Genomic DNA, 17,478 nt, shown 5'->3' with positions numbered 1-17,478 from the left:
ATGCTATTAATTTAAAATAGAAAGTATTATGAAATCAACAAAAATTTTAATCCTACTACTAACAATGGTGTGCTTCATGTCGTGTGAAAAGACATTTTTATCGCCAGATTTAGAGACCGGAATTAACGGAGAAAGTTACTACGCTAATGATGGAGAAATAGAAACAGGAGTTTTAAATATTTACGATGGGATTCAAGGAGTGAATGCATTAAAGATCACTAATAACAATCTCAATCATGCTATTCAGGTAGAGTTTTATGTGACAGAAATGCGCAGTGACAATACCAGAACTAAGAGTAGTGAAGGTGAAGCAGCACAGTTCGAATCTTTTACCATTGAATCAACAAATGGTATTGTGGCCGACTATTATAGAAGCTATTATAATGTCATATATAGAGCCAATTTAGTTTTAGCAAACTTGGGAGCAGCTTCTCCAGAAAAAGCAATAGAATTTGAAGCAGAGGCTAAGTTCTTGAGAGCATACGCGTATTTTAACTTGGTTAGATTGTATGGGGATATTCCTTTAGTAGATAGAATTATACCTCCATTAGACACGGAAACGGCCTTTACCAGAGTTTCTTCAGCAACAATTTATGAATTAATTGTTAGTGATTTAGAGACGGCCGTTACAGGATTAGGAGATGCGGGACCAAAAGATAGAGCGAGCAAAGCAGCTGCGCAAGGACTACTTGCTAGGGTATTCTTAACATTGGGAAGATATGGCGAGGCACAAGGGTTATGCGAAGATATTATGAGTCCAGGAAGAGGCTTTTCGCTGGAAAGTGATTTTAAAAACATCTTCTATAACGAAGGCAATGACGAGGTTATTTTTGCCATTGGATTTCTTCCAGATTCCAATGATGATAGCCAGAACTTTTCAGCAGAATGGTTAAATGCCGTAGGAAGAACCAGTGGAGTTAACTATGTGACGGCAGATGCAAGAGCTTCTTTAGATGCCAATGGAGGAAACAGAACCATTCTTTCGTATAGAGAAGATAGTGGACAAGCTGGACAATATCAAGTGGTAAAGTATTTACCTAATGGAGATGTTAGTCTAGGAATACCTGTAACGTCTCCAGACCCAACTTCAGCAGGAAATGATTGGATCGTTTTGAGATATGCTGATGTATTGTTAATGCACGTCGAAGCTATTATGGCAGGAGGGCCATCAACTACAAGCTCAAACGCATTAGCTTCATTCCAGATGGTACGAGATAGAGCAGGCTTAACAACAGCCGTGACGAGTATCACCAAAGAAGAACTCTTAGAAGAAAGAAGAGTAGAGCTAGCATTTGAAAACCAACGCTTTTTTGACTTGGTAAGATTCGGTATGGCTCAAGATATATTGTCTGCATTTTCAACGGCAAACAATTTAGGTTACTCTGCGACGGATCTATTATTACCGATTCCTCAGGTTGAGATTGGTTTGAGTAATGGGCTGTTAACTCAGAATCCAGGATACTAATTACAGATAATTAAATATTAATTATGATGAAACAAATAATTAAAAAAACAAATAGTAGAACAATAAGTAAGCTCAAGTACCTTTTTATTGTTGCCGCAATTATATCATATATCTCATGTGAAGATAATATCTTACCAGAAGCTGGTTCAATACCAGATCTGACACCACCAGAAGCTGGTTTTGTTGCTACTCAAGGAGCAGGACCAAACGATGAATGGAAGACCTATACTTTTGCAAACTTATCTACAGGAGCAACGATGTATTCATGGAGTTTTGGAGATGGAAACACTTCAACGACATTTGAGCCACTAAATACATTTCCTGGAGAAGGTACATTTACAGTAACCTTGATTGCATCTGATAATTTAGGTGTAGAAAGTACGTATACAGAAGTTATAGAAGTCGTACAACCTATAGCAACGGTTATTCCTGACCCTGTTCTGGTAAATGCAGACTTTAACAAACTTCCAAAATCTTCGGGGTCTGATTGCTCTTGCTCTGGGTGGATCAATAAGAGTTTAGGAGATCAAGGAGAGTCTAGTTCAGGTAACGGAGGTTCTGATAACGTAGTGAAGTTTGATAATAATGAGCCTGATCACGTTTATCAAGAGTTTGAAGTTACTCCAAATGCAGATTATACAATTACAGTGGTTTCTTCCTTTAAAGACCCACTTAACGGCACATATCCGAGCATGCTTGAAATAAGAGTCTTGGCTGGTTCAGGATATGTAAGTAATTACGCTCCAACCTACTATACAAATACGGTAGATTTTCCTCAAGATGGATATGGGTATACCACTATTTCGCAGGTAGAAGATCCTACAAATAATCTGTTAACTCCGATAATGCCAATATCGAATCCAAGCGATACTAGTTATCTAACCAATACATTTACATTTAATGCGGGCAATAATACAAGTGTTGCATTTTTTATGAGAGGTATAGGAGGAGATAGTTCTGTCGGTAACTTTGGATATACTAGTGGCGACGAAGAAATTAGAGTGGACTCGGTAACGATTACAGCAAACTAATAATGAATAAACGGGCAATGAAAATACTAAATCTATTGGTAATTGGATATTTAATTTTGGCATTAAGCTGTCAAAGTAAGGACGAGTCAGTTACTCCAAATGAACATGGAGAAGACCCGGTAATTCCTTCCTATAAGCTGCCGAATATTGATTTAAATCACTGGAAAGTGACTTTGCCCATTGGAAACCCAACAGAGGTAAAACCTCCTGAAATTTTAGATTACGGTACAAATGAAACGTTAAAACCATTCATGTACAATGATTCTATTAAAGGAGCTTTAGTTTTCTATACATATCCTGGAGCATCAACAACAAACTCCAGCTATTCCAGAACAGAATTGAGAGAGCAAATGGTGCCAGGAAGTAACAATACGAATTGGACCTTTTCTCAAGGAGGTAATTTAAAAGGTGAACTGGCCATGGGGGAAGCTACAAGAGATGCAAATAATAATTACCATAGAACTATTATTATGCAGATTCATGGCCGGTTGACCAACGCACAGAAAGATCTTATTGGAGCAAGTGATAATAATGCTCCTCCAATGTTAAAAATATATTGGGTAAACGGTAAGGTACGAGTAAAAACAAAGGTTCTGAACGATCTCAATGCAACTGCGACGGAAATGCTACAAACAAGTGCATGGGGAGATGATGTAGGGTACACTTTCCCAGAATATGTTGGATTTGATAAATTTACACTAGAAGTAAAAGTGTCGGAAGGCAGAATGGAAGTTATTATGAACGGAGTATCCAAGATATACGATGATATTCACATTGAAAAGTGGGGTATTTTTGAAAACTATTTTAAAGCTGGAAATTACTTAGTAACAACAGATGATTGGGCAAAGACCAAAGTAGAATATTATAAACTTGAAGTAACACATTAAACAAATTAGTTTTTATATATTTAACCTATTAATTTGGTTAACCAATTTTGACAGAAAAATATAGAATATGAAGATAGAAGCAATCACTAAGACTGAGAATCAAACAATCCAAGATAAGATTATCATTGGTATTAGAGATTTGATTAATCACAAGAACTTAGAGCCAGGAGATAAGTTACCTTCTGAGCGTATGCTTTCTGAAAAGTTTACTGTGAGTCGTAGTAATGTTCGAGAGGCTATACAAAAACTTGAGTTCTATGGGTTGTTAAAATCGATACCACAGAGTGGGACGTTTGTTGCCAATATTGGCGTAATAGCCATGAATGGTATGATTGAGGATATTTTACGACTAGAAGATCCTGATTTTAAGTCTTTAGTAGAAACCAGAATTTTACTCGAATTAAAAACAGCAAGACTAGCGGCATTGAGAAGAACGGATGAAGATCTTGTAAAAATGAAGGACGCTTTAGATGCCTATGAAAATAAGGTTCTGTCTGGAGAAGATGCCGTTCAGGAAGATTTGTTATTTCACCTAGCGATAGCGCAAGCCAGTGGTAACAGTACGATGAATACATTTATGTTAATTATTACACCAGAAATTATAACAAATTTTGAAAAGTATCATGTATGTGATGATGATCAGGCGCATAAAGGAATTAAAGAACATACCGATATTTTTAATGCAATTGTAGATCAAGATCCGCAAGAAGCAAAAGAGAAAATGAAAATACATTTTAAAATGTTATACCAGTATTGTTATAACATTTAATAAATAGCAAGGGAAGTGCACGATTCCTGTTATTTAGAAGAAACATGTTAAAGAGGGAAAAATATAACTATGAATCATAAAGTATCTTGTGTGTTGCATTCCGCACCTACTCAGCTACTTCAAGATTAAAACAAATAAAAAACTAAAGACCCGTACAATTATACGTTCAGGCTTTTTAGAGATGTAATCTAATACATAAAAATGAAAATAAAAGGACTAAGGTGGTGGATTATTATATTAATATTTATAGCCACCGTTATAAATTATGTCGATAGAACGGCGTTTGCCCTCCTATGGCCAGAAATGGGCAAAGATCTAGGAATGGATAATTCCGATTATGCACTTATGCTTAATGTCTTCATGATTACCTATGCCGCAAGTAAGTTTTTATCAGGAAGGTTATATGATAAAATAGGAACAAGAATCGGCTTTACCTTATCAATACTTGTTTGGTCTTTAGCAGCAGCCTTTCACTCCGTGGCAAAAGGAATTGTGTCCTTATCGCTAGTTCGGGGGCTTCTAGGTTTAGGAGAAGCAGGATTATGGCCAGGAACAGTAAAAAATAATGGCGAATGGTTTCCGGTAAAACAAAGAGCATTAGCACAAGGAATATTTAATGCGGGAGCGTCCATTGGAAATGTTGTAGCACCTGTAATTATCGTTTATTTATACACACAATTTGGATGGAAATCTACGTACATAATTTTAGGTGTGGTGGGTTTAATTTGGGTACTTCCTTGGCTTGTAATTAATAAGTCGAAACCTGAAAGTCATCCTTGGATAACCCAAGAAGAAAAAGACTTATTGCTAAATGACAGAAAGGAAAATAACGTAGTCATTGTCGAAGGAGCTAAAAGTCTACCCGTATTAAAAATATTAAGTTATAAACAACCGTGGGGAATTTTATTGTGTAGATTTTTCATCGAGCCAATTTGGTGGTTCTTTGCAGGCTGGATGCCAATATATTTGAATTCTAAATTTGGTCTAAGTATAGAAGAAATAGGAAAAACTATGTGGATCTCTTATCTAATGGCCGCTGCAGGAGGAATCCTTGGAGGAATGTTTACGGAAGCAATTATAAAACGAACCTCTACAGATTTTGGACGAAAAGTAAGTATCGCGCTAGGAAGTATGCTTATAATAATTGGTTTTGTTTCCATCATATTATTTGTGGATAACTCTAATTACATGACGTTTATTTATTTGGCTGGATTGGCGCTATTTGGGTTTCAATTTGCAATAGGTAATATTCAAACACTTTCTAGTGATTTATTTAGAGGTCCGTCAGTAGGCACCTTAGCTGGATTAGCTGGTACGGTTGCTGCTTTTTCACCAATTATAATGAATTGGTTTATTGGTAGAATTACTGAAGGAGGTTCATATGTGCCGGCGTTTATAGCAATTACTATTTCGGTAGTACTGGCCGTTTTAGCTGTTTTATTTTTAATTAGAAAAGTAGGACTCGTAATAAAAGAAGAAATATAAATATCAAAAAAACAATATTGAATATGAGTACATTAAATGGAAAAGTAGCCATCGTTACAGGAGCTACAGGAGGTATTGGTTTTGAAGTAGCGAAAAGATTGGGAAAAGACGGATATACCGTAATCTTAAATGGCATCGAAGACAAAACTGGGGCTCAAAAAGTTGAGGAGTTAACTTCAAAAGGAATAACCGCAGAATATTATGGATTCGATGTTACGAACGAAGAAGCTGTAAACTCAAATATTAAGACCATAGGGGAAAAGTATGGAAAAATTGACCTTCTTGTAAACAATGCAGGAGGATTGGGAGGAAGATCTCGATTCGAAGGAATGACCACCGAATTTTATAGATTCGTGATGGCGTTAAACCTTGACTCTACATTTTTTGCTTCAAGAGCAGCCATTCCTTTTCTTAAAAAAGGTGAAAATGCTTCAATTATTAACTATACCTCTATTGCTGGTTGGAATGCTGGAGGCCCTGGGGCGGGTGTCTATGGAACATCAAAAGCAGGAGTTCATGCCCTAACAAGAGCACTAGCAAAAGATCTTGCAGAATATGGGATTCGGGTAAATGCAGTATCTCCAGGTACTATTGACACGCCTTTTCATGCGCAAATCAAGTCAACAAAACCAGAGGTCTTTGCTTCCTGGAAGAACAACATTATGCTCGGAAGACTAGGGCAACCAGAAGATGTGGCCTCTGTAGTTTCGTTTTTGGCAAGCGATGATGCTTCTTTTATCACTGCAGAAACCATACAAGTTGGAGGTGGCCAAGGTTTAGGAATTTAATTTAAAAAATTATAAAATTAGAAGTAATGAAAAAAGTAGTTACGTTTGGAGAAATTATGCTAAGATTAGCTCCACAAGGGTTTTTACGGTTCTCTCAAGCAAACAATTTTGATGTTATTTATGGAGGAGGAGAATCTAATGTTGCTGTATCGTTAGCGAACTATGGCGTCCCAGTAGATTTTGTAACACGCTTACCAAACAACGATATCGGGCAATGTGCCATGATGGAAATGCGTAAAAGAGGAGTTGGTGTTGATAAAATAGTATATGGAGGAGACCGTCTTGGGATTTATTTTTTAGAAACTGGAGCGGTTAGTAGAGGTAGTAAAGTAGTATACGATCGAGCACATTCTGCTATGGCAGAGATTCAGCCTGGAATGATCGATTGGAAAAATGTTTTTGAAGGAGTAGAATGGTTCCACTGGACGGGTATAACACCTGCGATTTCTCAAGGAGCGGCAGATGCATGTTTAGAAGCTGTTAAAGTTGCTAGCAGTCTTGGAGTAACCATTTCTACAGATCTAAATTATAGAGCTAAATTATGGAAATATGGTGGTAATAGGGAGGCAATTATGACTGAGCTAACCTCTTATTGTGATATTATACTGGGAAATGAAGAAGATGCAGAAAAACACTTTGGAATTAAGCCAGAGGGATTAGATATTACCACGCAAGGGCACGATGTAAAAGCGGAAGCATTTTTATCCGTTTGTACACAAATGATGGAGAAATTTCCTAGAGCTAAAAAAGTAATTACGACATTAAGAGGATCTATTTCAGCATCACACAATACATGGGCAGGAGTAATGTATGATGGGAAAAAAATGTATGAATCTCCACAATATCAAATTACTGATATAGTGGATAGAGTTGGAGGCGGAGATTCCTTTATGGGTGGTTTGATTTACGGATTATTAAAATACCCTGAAGATGATCAAAATGCATTGAACTTTGCCGTGGCAGCATCATGTCTAAAGCATACTATAAAAGGAGATGCCAACCTAGTTACAGTTCCAGAAGTTGAAAAATTAATGAGCGGAGATGCATCCGGAAGGGTTGCAAGATAAAATGTAAATACTATGGCACAATTTTCAAGAATAGAAGTGGCAACTACAATGGCTAATACAGGGCTTGTCCCTTTATTTTTTCATGACAACATTGAGGTAAGTAAGAGAATCCTTAAAGCTTGTTATGACGGTGGTGCAAGATTATTAGAATTTACAAGTAGAGGTGATTTTGCTTTTGAGGTCTTTGGTGAATTGACCAAATATGCTATCAAAGAACTTCCTGGAATGATCATGGGGGTTGGTTCTGTTACAGATGCAGCGGCAGCTTCTTTATATATGCAGCTGGGTGCAAATTTCATTGTTACGCCTGTACTTCGGGAAGATATAGCCGCCATTTGTAATCGTCGAAAAGTATTATGGTCTCCAGGATGCGGTTCGCTAACCGAAATCGCTCGTGCAGAAGAGCTAGGTTGCGAAATTGTAAAACTTTTTCCAGGAGGAATTTACGGCCCTGACTTCGTAAAGGCTATAAAAGGACCATGTCAATGGACCAGCATTATGCCAACAGGAGGCGTTTCTCCCACTCAGGAAAACTTAGAATCTTGGTTCAACGCAGGGGTAACATGCGTAGGTATGGGGTCCAAACTTATCAAGAAAAACAGTGATGGTACGTTTGACTATGAAGCCATAGAATCGTCTGTTCGAAAATCATTAGAGATTATAGCTAACCTCAAAAAATAATGTGAATGTTTTCAGGTGTTACTTTAAAGCAGATATCAAACTTATCTGGATATTCTGTTTCCACTGTTTCTAAGGCGCTGAACAACAGGCATGATATTAAGGAATCCACCCGCTCAAAAATTCAAAAAATCGCATCCAAAAACAATTATGTTCCAAATAACTCGGCAAGAGCCTTAAGAGATAGAAGAACAAAAGTTATAGCGGTTATCGTCCCTAAGTTAACTATTGATCATTTCAATATTTTCGTCTGTGAAATACAGAAAAAGGCATTTGCCATAGGGTACAGAGTCATGGTTCTACAATCTTTTAATGATGCGAAAACTGAGAGGGCTTGTGTTCATTTTGTAAACGATGGAAGCGTAGATGGGATTTTGATGCTCTCGAATACAAAATTCAAAAATGTTTCATTTAAAACATTGCCAGCAAAACGTTTTATAACCATCCCTTTTAATAAGGCACGAACGGATGCGAACCTAATTAAAAAGAAAGCGCTTAAAAGCTTTGAGCAACTCTTCGCAGAATAAGATAGATCTACCTATCCTGTAAACCTATGCGCCCTACTTTGTTGTTTTTACCCAGTAGATATGACTTTTCGCTAGGAACAAACTTCTTTTTATCCAACCACTTAGGGTTTCGATATAGAATATTTCGTTCTCTAGCCGCTTTAGAAAGCTTTACTTTACCACTATTATGAATAAGGCAATTTTCTATAAGACTATTTGGGCCATACAATGCAACAGGGTGTTTTTGCGAATAACTATTCACGAATACCGAGTTAGCAATCGTGACCTCAGGAATTCCTTTGCTTTTAATGGCAAATCCTTTTTCCGAATTCCCTACTTTACTGAAAACACTATTGGTGACTGATAATTTTCCTCCATTTGAAACATATATATTTCCTGCTTTAGTGTAGTTTATAGCAAACTCCGTTAGGTTTTTAAAAGTGCTGTTATGCACAATTAGCTGATGTGCACTAAACCTAGCAAATTCTTTCTCATAAGACAGGTTTAAACCTCTATAGCTATCCTTAAATGTTGAATTCGTAATCTTAATCGTATCAGCCATTGTTCCAATATACGCCTTGAATATACTTCCTCCTTTTGTATTGGTGAAGTTTTGAAAAACACATTGATCAATGAAAAGATTATACGGATCGGGTTGCTGTTTGTCTGGTGATACAATAGCATATTTAACGGGGTTTTTATGGTCACCATCAAAAACTAAGTTTCTGAGTTTCAATCTGCTTTTTTCTTGAATTCTGAAAAAGTAATTTAATGGTTTTGAGATAGCATCGGAAGCTTTAATACGACTATTCGCAGAACCCTCTATAGAAATGGAACCGCTAATCTTTTGCGTTTTGTTCATGTAATATATACCATCCACTAGCCTTAAAACTCCTTTTCGACCCACTTTTTTGAGTGCCTTTGATAATGTTCCAACTCCTGGCGCAACTTCTATTTCAACCACTTTTTGGACAACTTTTGGTTTTACAATCAATGGCTTCCATGTCGTTCCAGTTTTAATTCGTAGAGCTTCTGGATACAACCCATTGTTTAAATTAAATGCACCAATAGTATTATTCTTTTTAGGGTTGTTTGTGATGTCTACAGTTGGACTTTGATCATTTTTAAATGATGAAATTAGATCTGGATTTTCTAAGGTTGGCATCGGAAGGGATCTAACCAATTTCCAATTGATTTTTACGCGTTTAAAGAGTTTTTCGTCGAACGTACCATTAGAATCCGCTACGTTATTAGTAAATGAAATTCCAGTAAGACTATCTTCTATATCTACGATATTCTCTGAATTGGTATTTGACACTAGGTTGTTGCCAAATATTGTTTCTATAGGCGGCAAGGTTCTTTCAGCATCTTTACCTGCTCCAAACACTATTGGGCCACAGTTTAGTATGGTGTTGTTTTGAACATTTACATTTTTTACCTGATGGTAGCGGTTCAATGGAGAGTTAGGTACTCCATTCATAACAACAATAGGGCCTCGAAACCCTGTGCCTTTTAGGCCAATAAGCAAGTTGTTTCGAACAATATGTCCTTCATTTATGATGCGAATCCCTCCCGTTTTCGGAACATTATTTCCTAAAAAGACATTATTCTCTACCAGAGCATTATTACCATGTCTTAGCGTTAAGGTTCCTTTGCTTGAGAAGAAAAGGTTATTTCTATATATATTGTCTCCAGATTTATTTGAAATGATCTCAATCTCTCCATCGCAATTCTTAAATGTATTATTTTCTACAATTGTTTTAGACGATTTCATGGAATATGCACTGGTTCCTATACGTATCGTTTCGCCACCGTTTTTTCCAAGCTCTGGACGATGGCCGAAAAAATTATGATCTATACGATGATTATTTTCTTCATGTACCACACCTTTTAGCCAGACTACCAACGTGGTTCCATCATTTGTCTTTCCCGTAAAATTGTTGTGATCGACCCTATTATTATTTCCCCATATATCAACCCAGTGAGATTTAAAACTAGCATTCTCTGGATTAAAATAAGATATCGTACAATTGGTTAATCTAGAATTAAAAGCAAATTCTTTCGAGTTTTTTCTAAAGGAAATTATCGATTTCGAAGTAGGAGACCCATCCTTGAACCACAGCCCATCAACGACCAAGTATTTCCCATAAATACTCATACGTGAGTCTCCAGTAATAATCACTTTACCGGGGGTCTCTGCTTTTATTGTTATCGGTTGATCTTTTTTTCCAATACCTGTTACTTGCAAATGGACGTCTCTCCACTCTCCGTTTCGTATCCATATTGTTGTTCCTGGAACTGCTTTTTTTATAGCTGCATTAAATTCGCTGATATTCGACACAGAAACTGATTCTTGACTGTAAGACATTGTACAGAAAAACAGACTGAGAGTGAAAACAAAGTATTTCATTATAAATTGGTTTACCAGATTGGTTTACCAAATATATGTATATGTAAAGACATATCCAATTAAGGAGGAAACTTTAACGTTATTGTGCGAACACACCTATTTCCTATTATACATAAAAAGCCAAGATCTTCATCTTGGCTTTTTCTTCATAGCAAACTTTCCCACTTACTTACTTCCCAAAAGCAATAGTTCATTACAAACAATCTCGGTAATGTATCGCTTCTCCCCTTCCTTGGTTTCGTAAGAGCGATTGGTCAGTCTTCCTTCCACAGCAATTTCTTTTCCTTTTTCTACATATTTCTCTATGATCTCGGCAGTCTTATTCCAGGCAATCACATTATGCCATTGCGTATCCACTACTTTTTCTCCTTGCGCGTTTTTATACGTGTCATTTGTTGCGATAGAAAATTTGGCTATTTTCTTTCCGTTTTCCAATGAAATGATCTCTGGGTCATTTCCTAAATTTCCAATCAATTGTACTTTGTTTCTTAACGTATTCATAAGATAAGTTTTAGGCACTTGTATTTTTAAAGTGCATGTTTATAATTCATTTTTGTTGTGCTAAAACAACAGGACAAAGATGCGATCACATCCAAATTTTATTCGGTTAGAAAGCGCTTACTTTCGGTTGTAATTATTTGTAGTCGTTTGTAAACGAATAATTTATATATTTGCTTTATGGCAAACTTTAGTATTGACAAGGCTTTAGAGATATTAGAACAAACTCCAAAGACATTGACCTCTTTTTTACAAAATCTATCCGACGAATGGATCTTTTCTAATGAAGGAGATGAAACATGGTCACCATTTGACGTTATTGGTCATTTAATTCATGGTGAAAAAACAGATTGGATACAACGATTGAACAAGGTCTTAAGTGAAAACGACAAACACTTTGATCCTTTCGATCGTTTTGCGCAATTTGAAAGCTCCAAAGGAAAGTCGTTACAACAATTATTGTCAGAATTCGAAGTGCTCAGGACAAAAAACCTTGTGTATTTCAAATCATTAAACATTTCAGAAACTGATCTTCAAAAAACAGGAATACATCCTGATTTTGGTCAAGTAACCTTGCAGCAATTATTAGCTACTTGGGTAACGCATGATCTCGGGCATATTGCTCAAGTAGCTAGAGTGATGGCTAAGCAATATACACATGAAGTAGGTCACTGGACTGCCTATATATCAATTTTACAAAAATAGTTATGGAACAAAGAACGTGCTTAGAATGTGGAGAAACTGTAAAAGGAAGGATAGACAAAAAATTCTGCTCCGATTACTGTCGGAACTCCTACAACAACAAAGTAAATAAGGATAGTAAAAATCTTATCCGTAATATCAATAATCGATTGCGAAAGAATTACAAGATCTTATCGGAGCTCAATCATTCCGGTAAAACTAAAGTTACCAGAACAAAACTATACGATAGAGGATTCGATTTTCAGCTCTTTACGTCCATCTATACCACCAAAGCCCGAAAAACCTATTTTTATGTGTACGACGAAGGGTATTTAGCTTTAGAAAACGATTTTTTCTTACTGATAAAACGAGATAGCTAAACTATTTCCAACTATTTCCTTTCATGTTTAGCGCAGCTTTTAGAATGTCCTTTTGACTGATCTGACCGACCAATTTTCCGTTGTCAAGAATGGGGAAACGCCTACGTTTAGAGCTAATAAATTTACTAGCGGCGTCAAAAATATTCATATTCTTATCTATAGTTTCTACATTTGAAACCATATTCTTTTCTACAGTATGATTGTTATCCATAGGCATATTATAGTACTTACTTTCAGAAATGTGCTTAATACAATCTCCTTCAGAAATAATTCCAATTAATTCATTGTTTTCGTTCACCACAGGTCCTCCAGAAATTCTGTTCTTGATAAGTGTTTCAATGACCTCTTCAACAGATTGATCAGGTCGAAATGTGATCAGTTTTGTTGTCATATAATCTGAAACCAGAATATTTTCTGATGATTTTGGGATAGACGTATCCCTCTTACCTTGAAAGTTAATTATGCCCATAATATAGAAGTTTAGTCCTTTTAAAGTTACTGATTTTTAGCCTGTAAGTCCGCTTTATTTTCTTTTTTTTATTTTCTTACTTTTACACAAATCACTTTTTTATGAAAAAATACGCTTCTATTTTATCTGTACTGATCGTTGTTCTGACCGTTTATTGGAGCTTCTATGATATGATGCCAAATTCTGACAAGATTAACATTAAAGGTGGTTTTTCTATAGAAAATGCATTGACTCATTTAAAAGCGATTTCAAAAAAATCGCATCATGTAGGTACAGAAGCTCATAAAGAGGTACAAGCATATATTGTTAAAGAACTGGAAGCAATGAACCTCTCACCAGAGATTCAAACTCAAACCGCCGTTTATAAGAAGTGGTATGCAGGAACGACTGCAGAAAATATATTAGCCAGAATAAAAGGAAGTGGAAACGGAAAGGCGTTAATGCTACTCTCTCATTATGATTCCAATCCTCATTCTGCTATAGGAGCTAGTGATGCTGGTTCTGGAGTAGTAACGATTTTGGAGGGTATTCGCGCTTTTCTGGCAGAAAATTCTAAACCTAAAAATGACATTATTATTCTTATTTCTGATGCAGAAGAGTTAGGATTGCTTGGCGCAAAAGCCTTTGTAGACAATCACCCATGGGTAAAAGATGTTGGGTTGGTGTTAAACTTTGAAGCAAGAGGTAGTGGAGGCCCTAGCTATATGCTCATGGAAACCAATGGTAAAAACAGTAAGTTAATCGGTGCTCTTCTAGAAGCAGGCCCAAATTATCTTGCCGCTAATTCTTTGATGTATAGTGTATATAAGAAACTTCCAAACGATACCGATTTGACCGTTTTTAGAGAAGAAGCAGATATCAATGGTTTTAATTTTGCCTTTATTGGCGACCATTTCGATTATCACACTGCACAAGATTCATATGAACGATTAGATCGTGAAACCTTGGCACATCAAGCGGATTATTTAATGAATAGTCTGTATTACTTCGCAAACACAGATCTTAGCTCGCTGAATAGTGACCAAGATTATGTGTATGTAAACTTCCCTTTCATGCAATTGCTGAGCTATCCTTTTTCGTGGATCATGCCCTTGTTAATTGCAGCAATCATTATTTTCTTAATCTTGCTGTTCTTCGGAAGAGCATCCCGTAAAATACTTATAAAAGATGTTTTAAAAGGCTTTGCCGCATTTATCCTCGCGATTGTTATATGTGGTGGTCTTTCTATGTTTCTATGGAAAGGCTTGGTTTTAATACACCCGCAATACCAGGATATGCTTCATGGGTTTACGTATAATGGATACACCTATATTGCTGCCTTCTCGTTTTTAAACGTATGGTTACTATATGCAATCTATAAAAGAGTGGCAAATGACCAAAACAGTATTAGTTTATTAGTAGCGCCAATAACCATTTGGTTGATTATTAATTTCTTAATCCAAGGAGATTATAAAGGAGCTGGGTTCTTAATTATCCCTGTATATATTGCTTTATTGATTATGGGAATTTCCATTTTTGGAAACATGAAGAAAAAGTATACCATCTTATTTGCTATACTATCAATTCCAACCATATATATGATAGCACCAATGGTAAAGTTATTTCCGGTAGGTCTAGGGTTGCGAAATCTTTTAATTAGCGGTGTTTTAATTAGCCTCCTTTTTGGGTTATTGCTTCCTGTATTACTATCTGGAACGGCCAAAAGAGGATTTGCCAGAATTGCATTTATTCTAATGCTTGTGTTCTTTATAAAAGCTAGTTTTTCAGCTGGTTTTTCTGAGGAGAAAAAGAGACCTAATAGTTTGGTTTATGTTCATAATATTGATACTGGCACCGCTTATTGGGGTTCGTATAACACGACACTCGATGACTATATAAAACAAAAACTAGGTGAAAACCCTACACAAGGTGGCATTCCGAATGCCGACACAAAAAGCAAATACAACACCCGTTTTAACTATCATGTGGCAGCAGACTTCAAAGCTGTTCCAAGTTCAGAAATAAGCATCTCTAAGGATACTATTATATCAGGTAGTCGTATTATAAATTTTATGCTACGTCCTAAAAGAACACTTAACAAGCTGGAGTTTATAAGTGAAAAGCCTATTCATTTTGATTCACTTAAAGTAAATAGTGCTCGTGTAAATAGCGGAGAACCGTTTGACATACGCAGAGGTACTTTTTTGAGATATCATATGGCGAATCAAGATTCAGTGCTTAACGTATCCATGTCGGTTAAGAAAGATTCCGTTCCAAGAATTATTATCAATGAAATTTCCTATGATCTTTTGAGCAATCCTCTTTTTAATATAAAACCGAGATCTAAAGATATGATGCCCATGCCATTTGTAACAAACGATGCCATCATTAGCATACAGCAACTAAAGCTATAGTACTATTTTATTTCTGAAACCCGCAATGTATTCACCATTCCACGTTCCTTTGCTGGCATCGAGGTTAAGTTGATCATCAGGTCTCCTACTTTTACGAAGCCTTTTTCTTTGGCTATTCGGTTGATATCTTCTACAGTATCATCTGTGCTTAGGTCAGAATCATAATAAAAAGCTCTTACACCCCATAATAGGTTCAATTTCCCTAATATTCTTCGCTCTGTTGAGAACGCTAATACGTGTGTTCTAGGTCTCCATGCAGATATTTGAAATGCCGTATAACCACTATTTGTCAATGTTGATATTGCTGAAGCATCTGTATCATCAGCCATCAAAGCAGCATGATAACAAACCGATTTTGTGATAAATCTGTTTGTTTTGATATGTGGTGGTTGATGTGGAACTTTTATCAAAGTAGAATTTTCTACACCTTCTATAATTTCCGTCATCTTTTTGATAACTCTTACAGGGTGTTTTCCTACAGAGGTCTCTCCAGATAACATTACAGCATCTGCACCATCCATAATAGAATTTGCTACGTCATTTACTTCTGCTCTTGTAGGTACAGAATTCGTAATCATCGTTTCCATCATTTGAGTAGCAATGATTACTGGAATTCGAGCTTGCTTTGCTCTATGCACTAACCCCTTCTGAATCAAAGGAACTTCTTGCATTGGTATTTCAACGCCTAAATCTCCACGTGCTACCATTAATCCATCGCAATAAGGAATCAATGCATCTATATTCTCAACAGCTTCTGGCTTTTCTATTTTGGCAATAACAGGAACTCTATATTCAGAATGTTGGGCTATTAAGTCTCGTAACATTCTTAAATCTTCTGGGGTTCGCACAAATGATAGCGCAATCCAATCTACTTCTTGACCTAGTGCAAAAACAGCATCTTTTTTATCCTTATCCGTTAATGCTGGTAGGGAAATGTTAGTGTTAGGCAGGTTTACTCCTTTCTTAGAAGACAATACACCTCCAACAATTACTTTTGTCTTAACCGTAGTTTGCTTATCTGTATCAGTTACTTCAAATAACAGCTTTCCATCATCCACTAAAATCTGTTCTCCTTTTTTAACATCTTTAGGAAAACGTTCATATGTCATGAATGCTTTTTCTTTATTCCCAACGCATTCATCAGTAGTAAAAATAAACGCATCTCCTTCATTTAATTCTACCCCTTCTTCCATGACACCCACTCTCAGTTTTGGACCTTGAAGGTCGGCTAATATGGCTACATTAAAACCGTTTTCTTTGTTAATTTCTCTAACCTGTTGTATTCTTATTTTTACAGTCTCATAATCAGCATGAGAAAAGTTAATCCTAAAAACATTTACCCCAGACTTTGCTAAATCGGTCAAAATCTCTTTGGTGTTTGTTGCTGGTCCTAGTGTTGCAACAATTTTGGTTTTTTTATTATGAGGCATATTTAAAAAATTAAAAAGTCTTTTGACTTTAATGTGTTTGTATCTACTTGGTAAGAGGTTACTACTTGATTAATAGCATTAATTTTATCAATGGTCTTAGTAATATAGCTACGATCCGTTTCTCCTACTATTTTTATGAAAAAATCAACTTTTTTCTTTTCTTTGATCAGGTATGTTTTTGTTTCTGTGCTTTGCAACAATCCACTACTGTTTAATTTCACTTCTTGCGAACAACTATTAGCTATTAAATACCATTCAAAATCATATTCCTTATTTGTATAGTCGTAAATGGAAAATGAAACATCCTCTGCAGTATTACTAAAATCTAAACTATAAGATGCTCTATGAAAACCTGTCTTCAAATGACTATTTAATAGAAAGGCCAACTTATAGTCTTCTAGCGTCGTGTGAACACCTATAAGGGTGTAATTCTCTTCACAAAAGTCATTTAAATCTAGGGCGTGTACTTGCATTGTATATAAAATTCACTTAAATTTTCACATCAACATTAAGCTAAATTACTGATTGTTTAGCAAAGGTG

At 36.1% G+C, this 17,478-nt stretch carries 17 protein-coding genes; 12 read left to right on the top strand and 5 right to left on the bottom strand.

Features of this window, described 5'->3' with window-relative positions; translation table 11 throughout:
* Positions 1 to 28 precede the first annotated feature (28 nt).
* The 9 genes from RQM59_RS03680 to RQM59_RS03640 all read left to right on the top strand — a co-directional run bounded on the left by RQM59_RS03680 (position 29) and on the right by RQM59_RS03640 (position 8,697).
* Entirely contained in the window at positions 29 to 1,465 is a 1,437-nt protein-coding gene (locus tag RQM59_RS03680) for a RagB/SusD family nutrient uptake outer membrane protein (protein ID WP_349240709.1), read from the top strand.
* Between the two features lie 23 nt (positions 1,466 to 1,488).
* On the top strand, positions 1,489 to 2,496 hold the full coding sequence (locus RQM59_RS03675; RefSeq protein ID WP_349240708.1) for a PKD domain-containing protein: 1,008 nt from the start codon (positions 1,489 to 1,491) through the stop codon (positions 2,494 to 2,496).
* 17 nt (positions 2,497 to 2,513) lie between these two features.
* The gene (locus tag RQM59_RS03670; protein WP_349240707.1) at positions 2,514 to 3,383 is read left to right on the top strand and encodes a polysaccharide lyase family 7 protein; all 870 of its coding nucleotides are present in this window, start codon (positions 2,514 to 2,516) and stop codon (positions 3,381 to 3,383) included.
* Between the two features lie 67 nt (positions 3,384 to 3,450).
* Complete coding sequence (locus RQM59_RS03665) at positions 3,451 to 4,152, top strand: FadR/GntR family transcriptional regulator (protein WP_349240706.1); 702 nt, start codon at positions 3,451 to 3,453, stop codon at positions 4,150 to 4,152.
* A 201-nt stretch (positions 4,153 to 4,353) separates the two neighbouring features.
* A complete protein-coding gene (locus RQM59_RS03660; protein ID WP_349240705.1) occupies positions 4,354 to 5,637 on the top strand; it encodes an MFS transporter in 1,284 nt (427 codons plus the stop codon).
* Positions 5,638 to 5,660: 23 nt separating this feature from the next.
* A complete protein-coding gene (locus RQM59_RS03655) occupies positions 5,661 to 6,425 on the top strand; it encodes an SDR family NAD(P)-dependent oxidoreductase (RefSeq protein ID WP_349240704.1) in 765 nt (254 codons plus the stop codon).
* A 26-nt stretch (positions 6,426 to 6,451) separates the two neighbouring features.
* Positions 6,452 to 7,492, top strand: coding sequence for a PfkB family carbohydrate kinase (locus RQM59_RS03650; protein ID WP_349240703.1), 1,041 nt, complete (start codon positions 6,452 to 6,454; stop codon positions 7,490 to 7,492).
* A gap of 12 nt (positions 7,493 to 7,504) precedes the next feature.
* Positions 7,505 to 8,173, top strand: a complete 669-nt coding sequence (locus RQM59_RS03645) for a bifunctional 4-hydroxy-2-oxoglutarate aldolase/2-dehydro-3-deoxy-phosphogluconate aldolase (RefSeq protein WP_349240702.1) — start codon at positions 7,505 to 7,507, stop codon at positions 8,171 to 8,173.
* A gap of 5 nt (positions 8,174 to 8,178) precedes the next feature.
* Positions 8,179 to 8,697, top strand: a complete 519-nt coding sequence (locus RQM59_RS03640; protein ID WP_349240701.1) for a LacI family DNA-binding transcriptional regulator — start codon at positions 8,179 to 8,181, stop codon at positions 8,695 to 8,697.
* Positions 8,698 to 8,704: 7 nt separating this feature from the next.
* On the opposite strand, the gene RQM59_RS03635 is transcribed toward RQM59_RS03640, so the two are convergent.
* Positions 8,705 to 11,086 carry a polysaccharide lyase 6 family protein gene (locus tag RQM59_RS03635; protein ID WP_349240700.1) on the bottom strand — a complete coding sequence of 794 codons (2,382 nt, stop codon included), beginning with the start codon at positions 11,084 to 11,086 and terminating at the stop codon, positions 8,705 to 8,707.
* A 165-nt stretch (positions 11,087 to 11,251) separates the two neighbouring features.
* Positions 11,252 to 11,587 (bottom strand): single-stranded DNA-binding protein, encoded by a 336-nt coding sequence (locus tag RQM59_RS03630; protein ID WP_349240699.1) that lies wholly within the window; start codon positions 11,585 to 11,587, stop codon positions 11,252 to 11,254.
* Positions 11,588 to 11,764: 177 nt separating this feature from the next.
* On the opposite strand from RQM59_RS03630, the gene RQM59_RS03625 reads away from it, so the two are divergent.
* Positions 11,765 to 12,289, top strand: a complete 525-nt coding sequence (locus RQM59_RS03625; RefSeq protein ID WP_349240698.1) for a DinB family protein — start codon at positions 11,765 to 11,767, stop codon at positions 12,287 to 12,289.
* 2 nt (positions 12,290 to 12,291) lie between these two features.
* Positions 12,292 to 12,645: a hypothetical protein gene (locus RQM59_RS03620; protein ID WP_349240697.1), complete on the top strand. Its 354-nt coding sequence runs from the start codon at positions 12,292 to 12,294 to the stop codon at positions 12,643 to 12,645.
* 1 nt (position 12,646) lies between these two features.
* Here RQM59_RS03620 and RQM59_RS03615 read toward each other — a convergent pair whose 3' ends face one another.
* The gene (locus RQM59_RS03615; protein WP_349240696.1) at positions 12,647 to 13,114 is read right to left on the bottom strand and encodes a CBS domain-containing protein; all 468 of its coding nucleotides are present in this window, start codon (positions 13,112 to 13,114) and stop codon (positions 12,647 to 12,649) included.
* A gap of 101 nt (positions 13,115 to 13,215) precedes the next feature.
* Between RQM59_RS03615 and RQM59_RS03610 the strand changes: the two genes are divergently transcribed.
* Positions 13,216 to 15,507 (top strand): M20/M25/M40 family metallo-hydrolase, encoded by a 2,292-nt coding sequence (locus tag RQM59_RS03610; protein WP_349240695.1) that lies wholly within the window; start codon positions 13,216 to 13,218, stop codon positions 15,505 to 15,507.
* A 2-nt stretch (positions 15,508 to 15,509) separates the two neighbouring features.
* Here the strand turns inward: RQM59_RS03610 and pyk are convergent, their stop codons facing one another.
* Positions 15,510 to 16,937: a pyruvate kinase gene (gene pyk, locus RQM59_RS03605; protein WP_349240694.1), complete on the bottom strand. Its 1,428-nt coding sequence runs from the start codon at positions 16,935 to 16,937 to the stop codon at positions 15,510 to 15,512.
* A 2-nt stretch (positions 16,938 to 16,939) separates the two neighbouring features.
* Entirely contained in the window at positions 16,940 to 17,410 is a 471-nt protein-coding gene (locus RQM59_RS03600) for an IPExxxVDY family protein (protein ID WP_349240693.1), read from the bottom strand.
* Between the last annotated feature and the right edge of the window lie 68 nt (positions 17,411 to 17,478).

The organism is Asprobacillus argus (assembly GCF_032248395.1).
Classification (GTDB): Bacteria; Bacteroidota; Bacteroidia; order Flavobacteriales; family Flavobacteriaceae; genus Polaribacter; species Polaribacter argus.
This window is presented reverse-complemented; position numbering and strand designations above follow the sequence as displayed.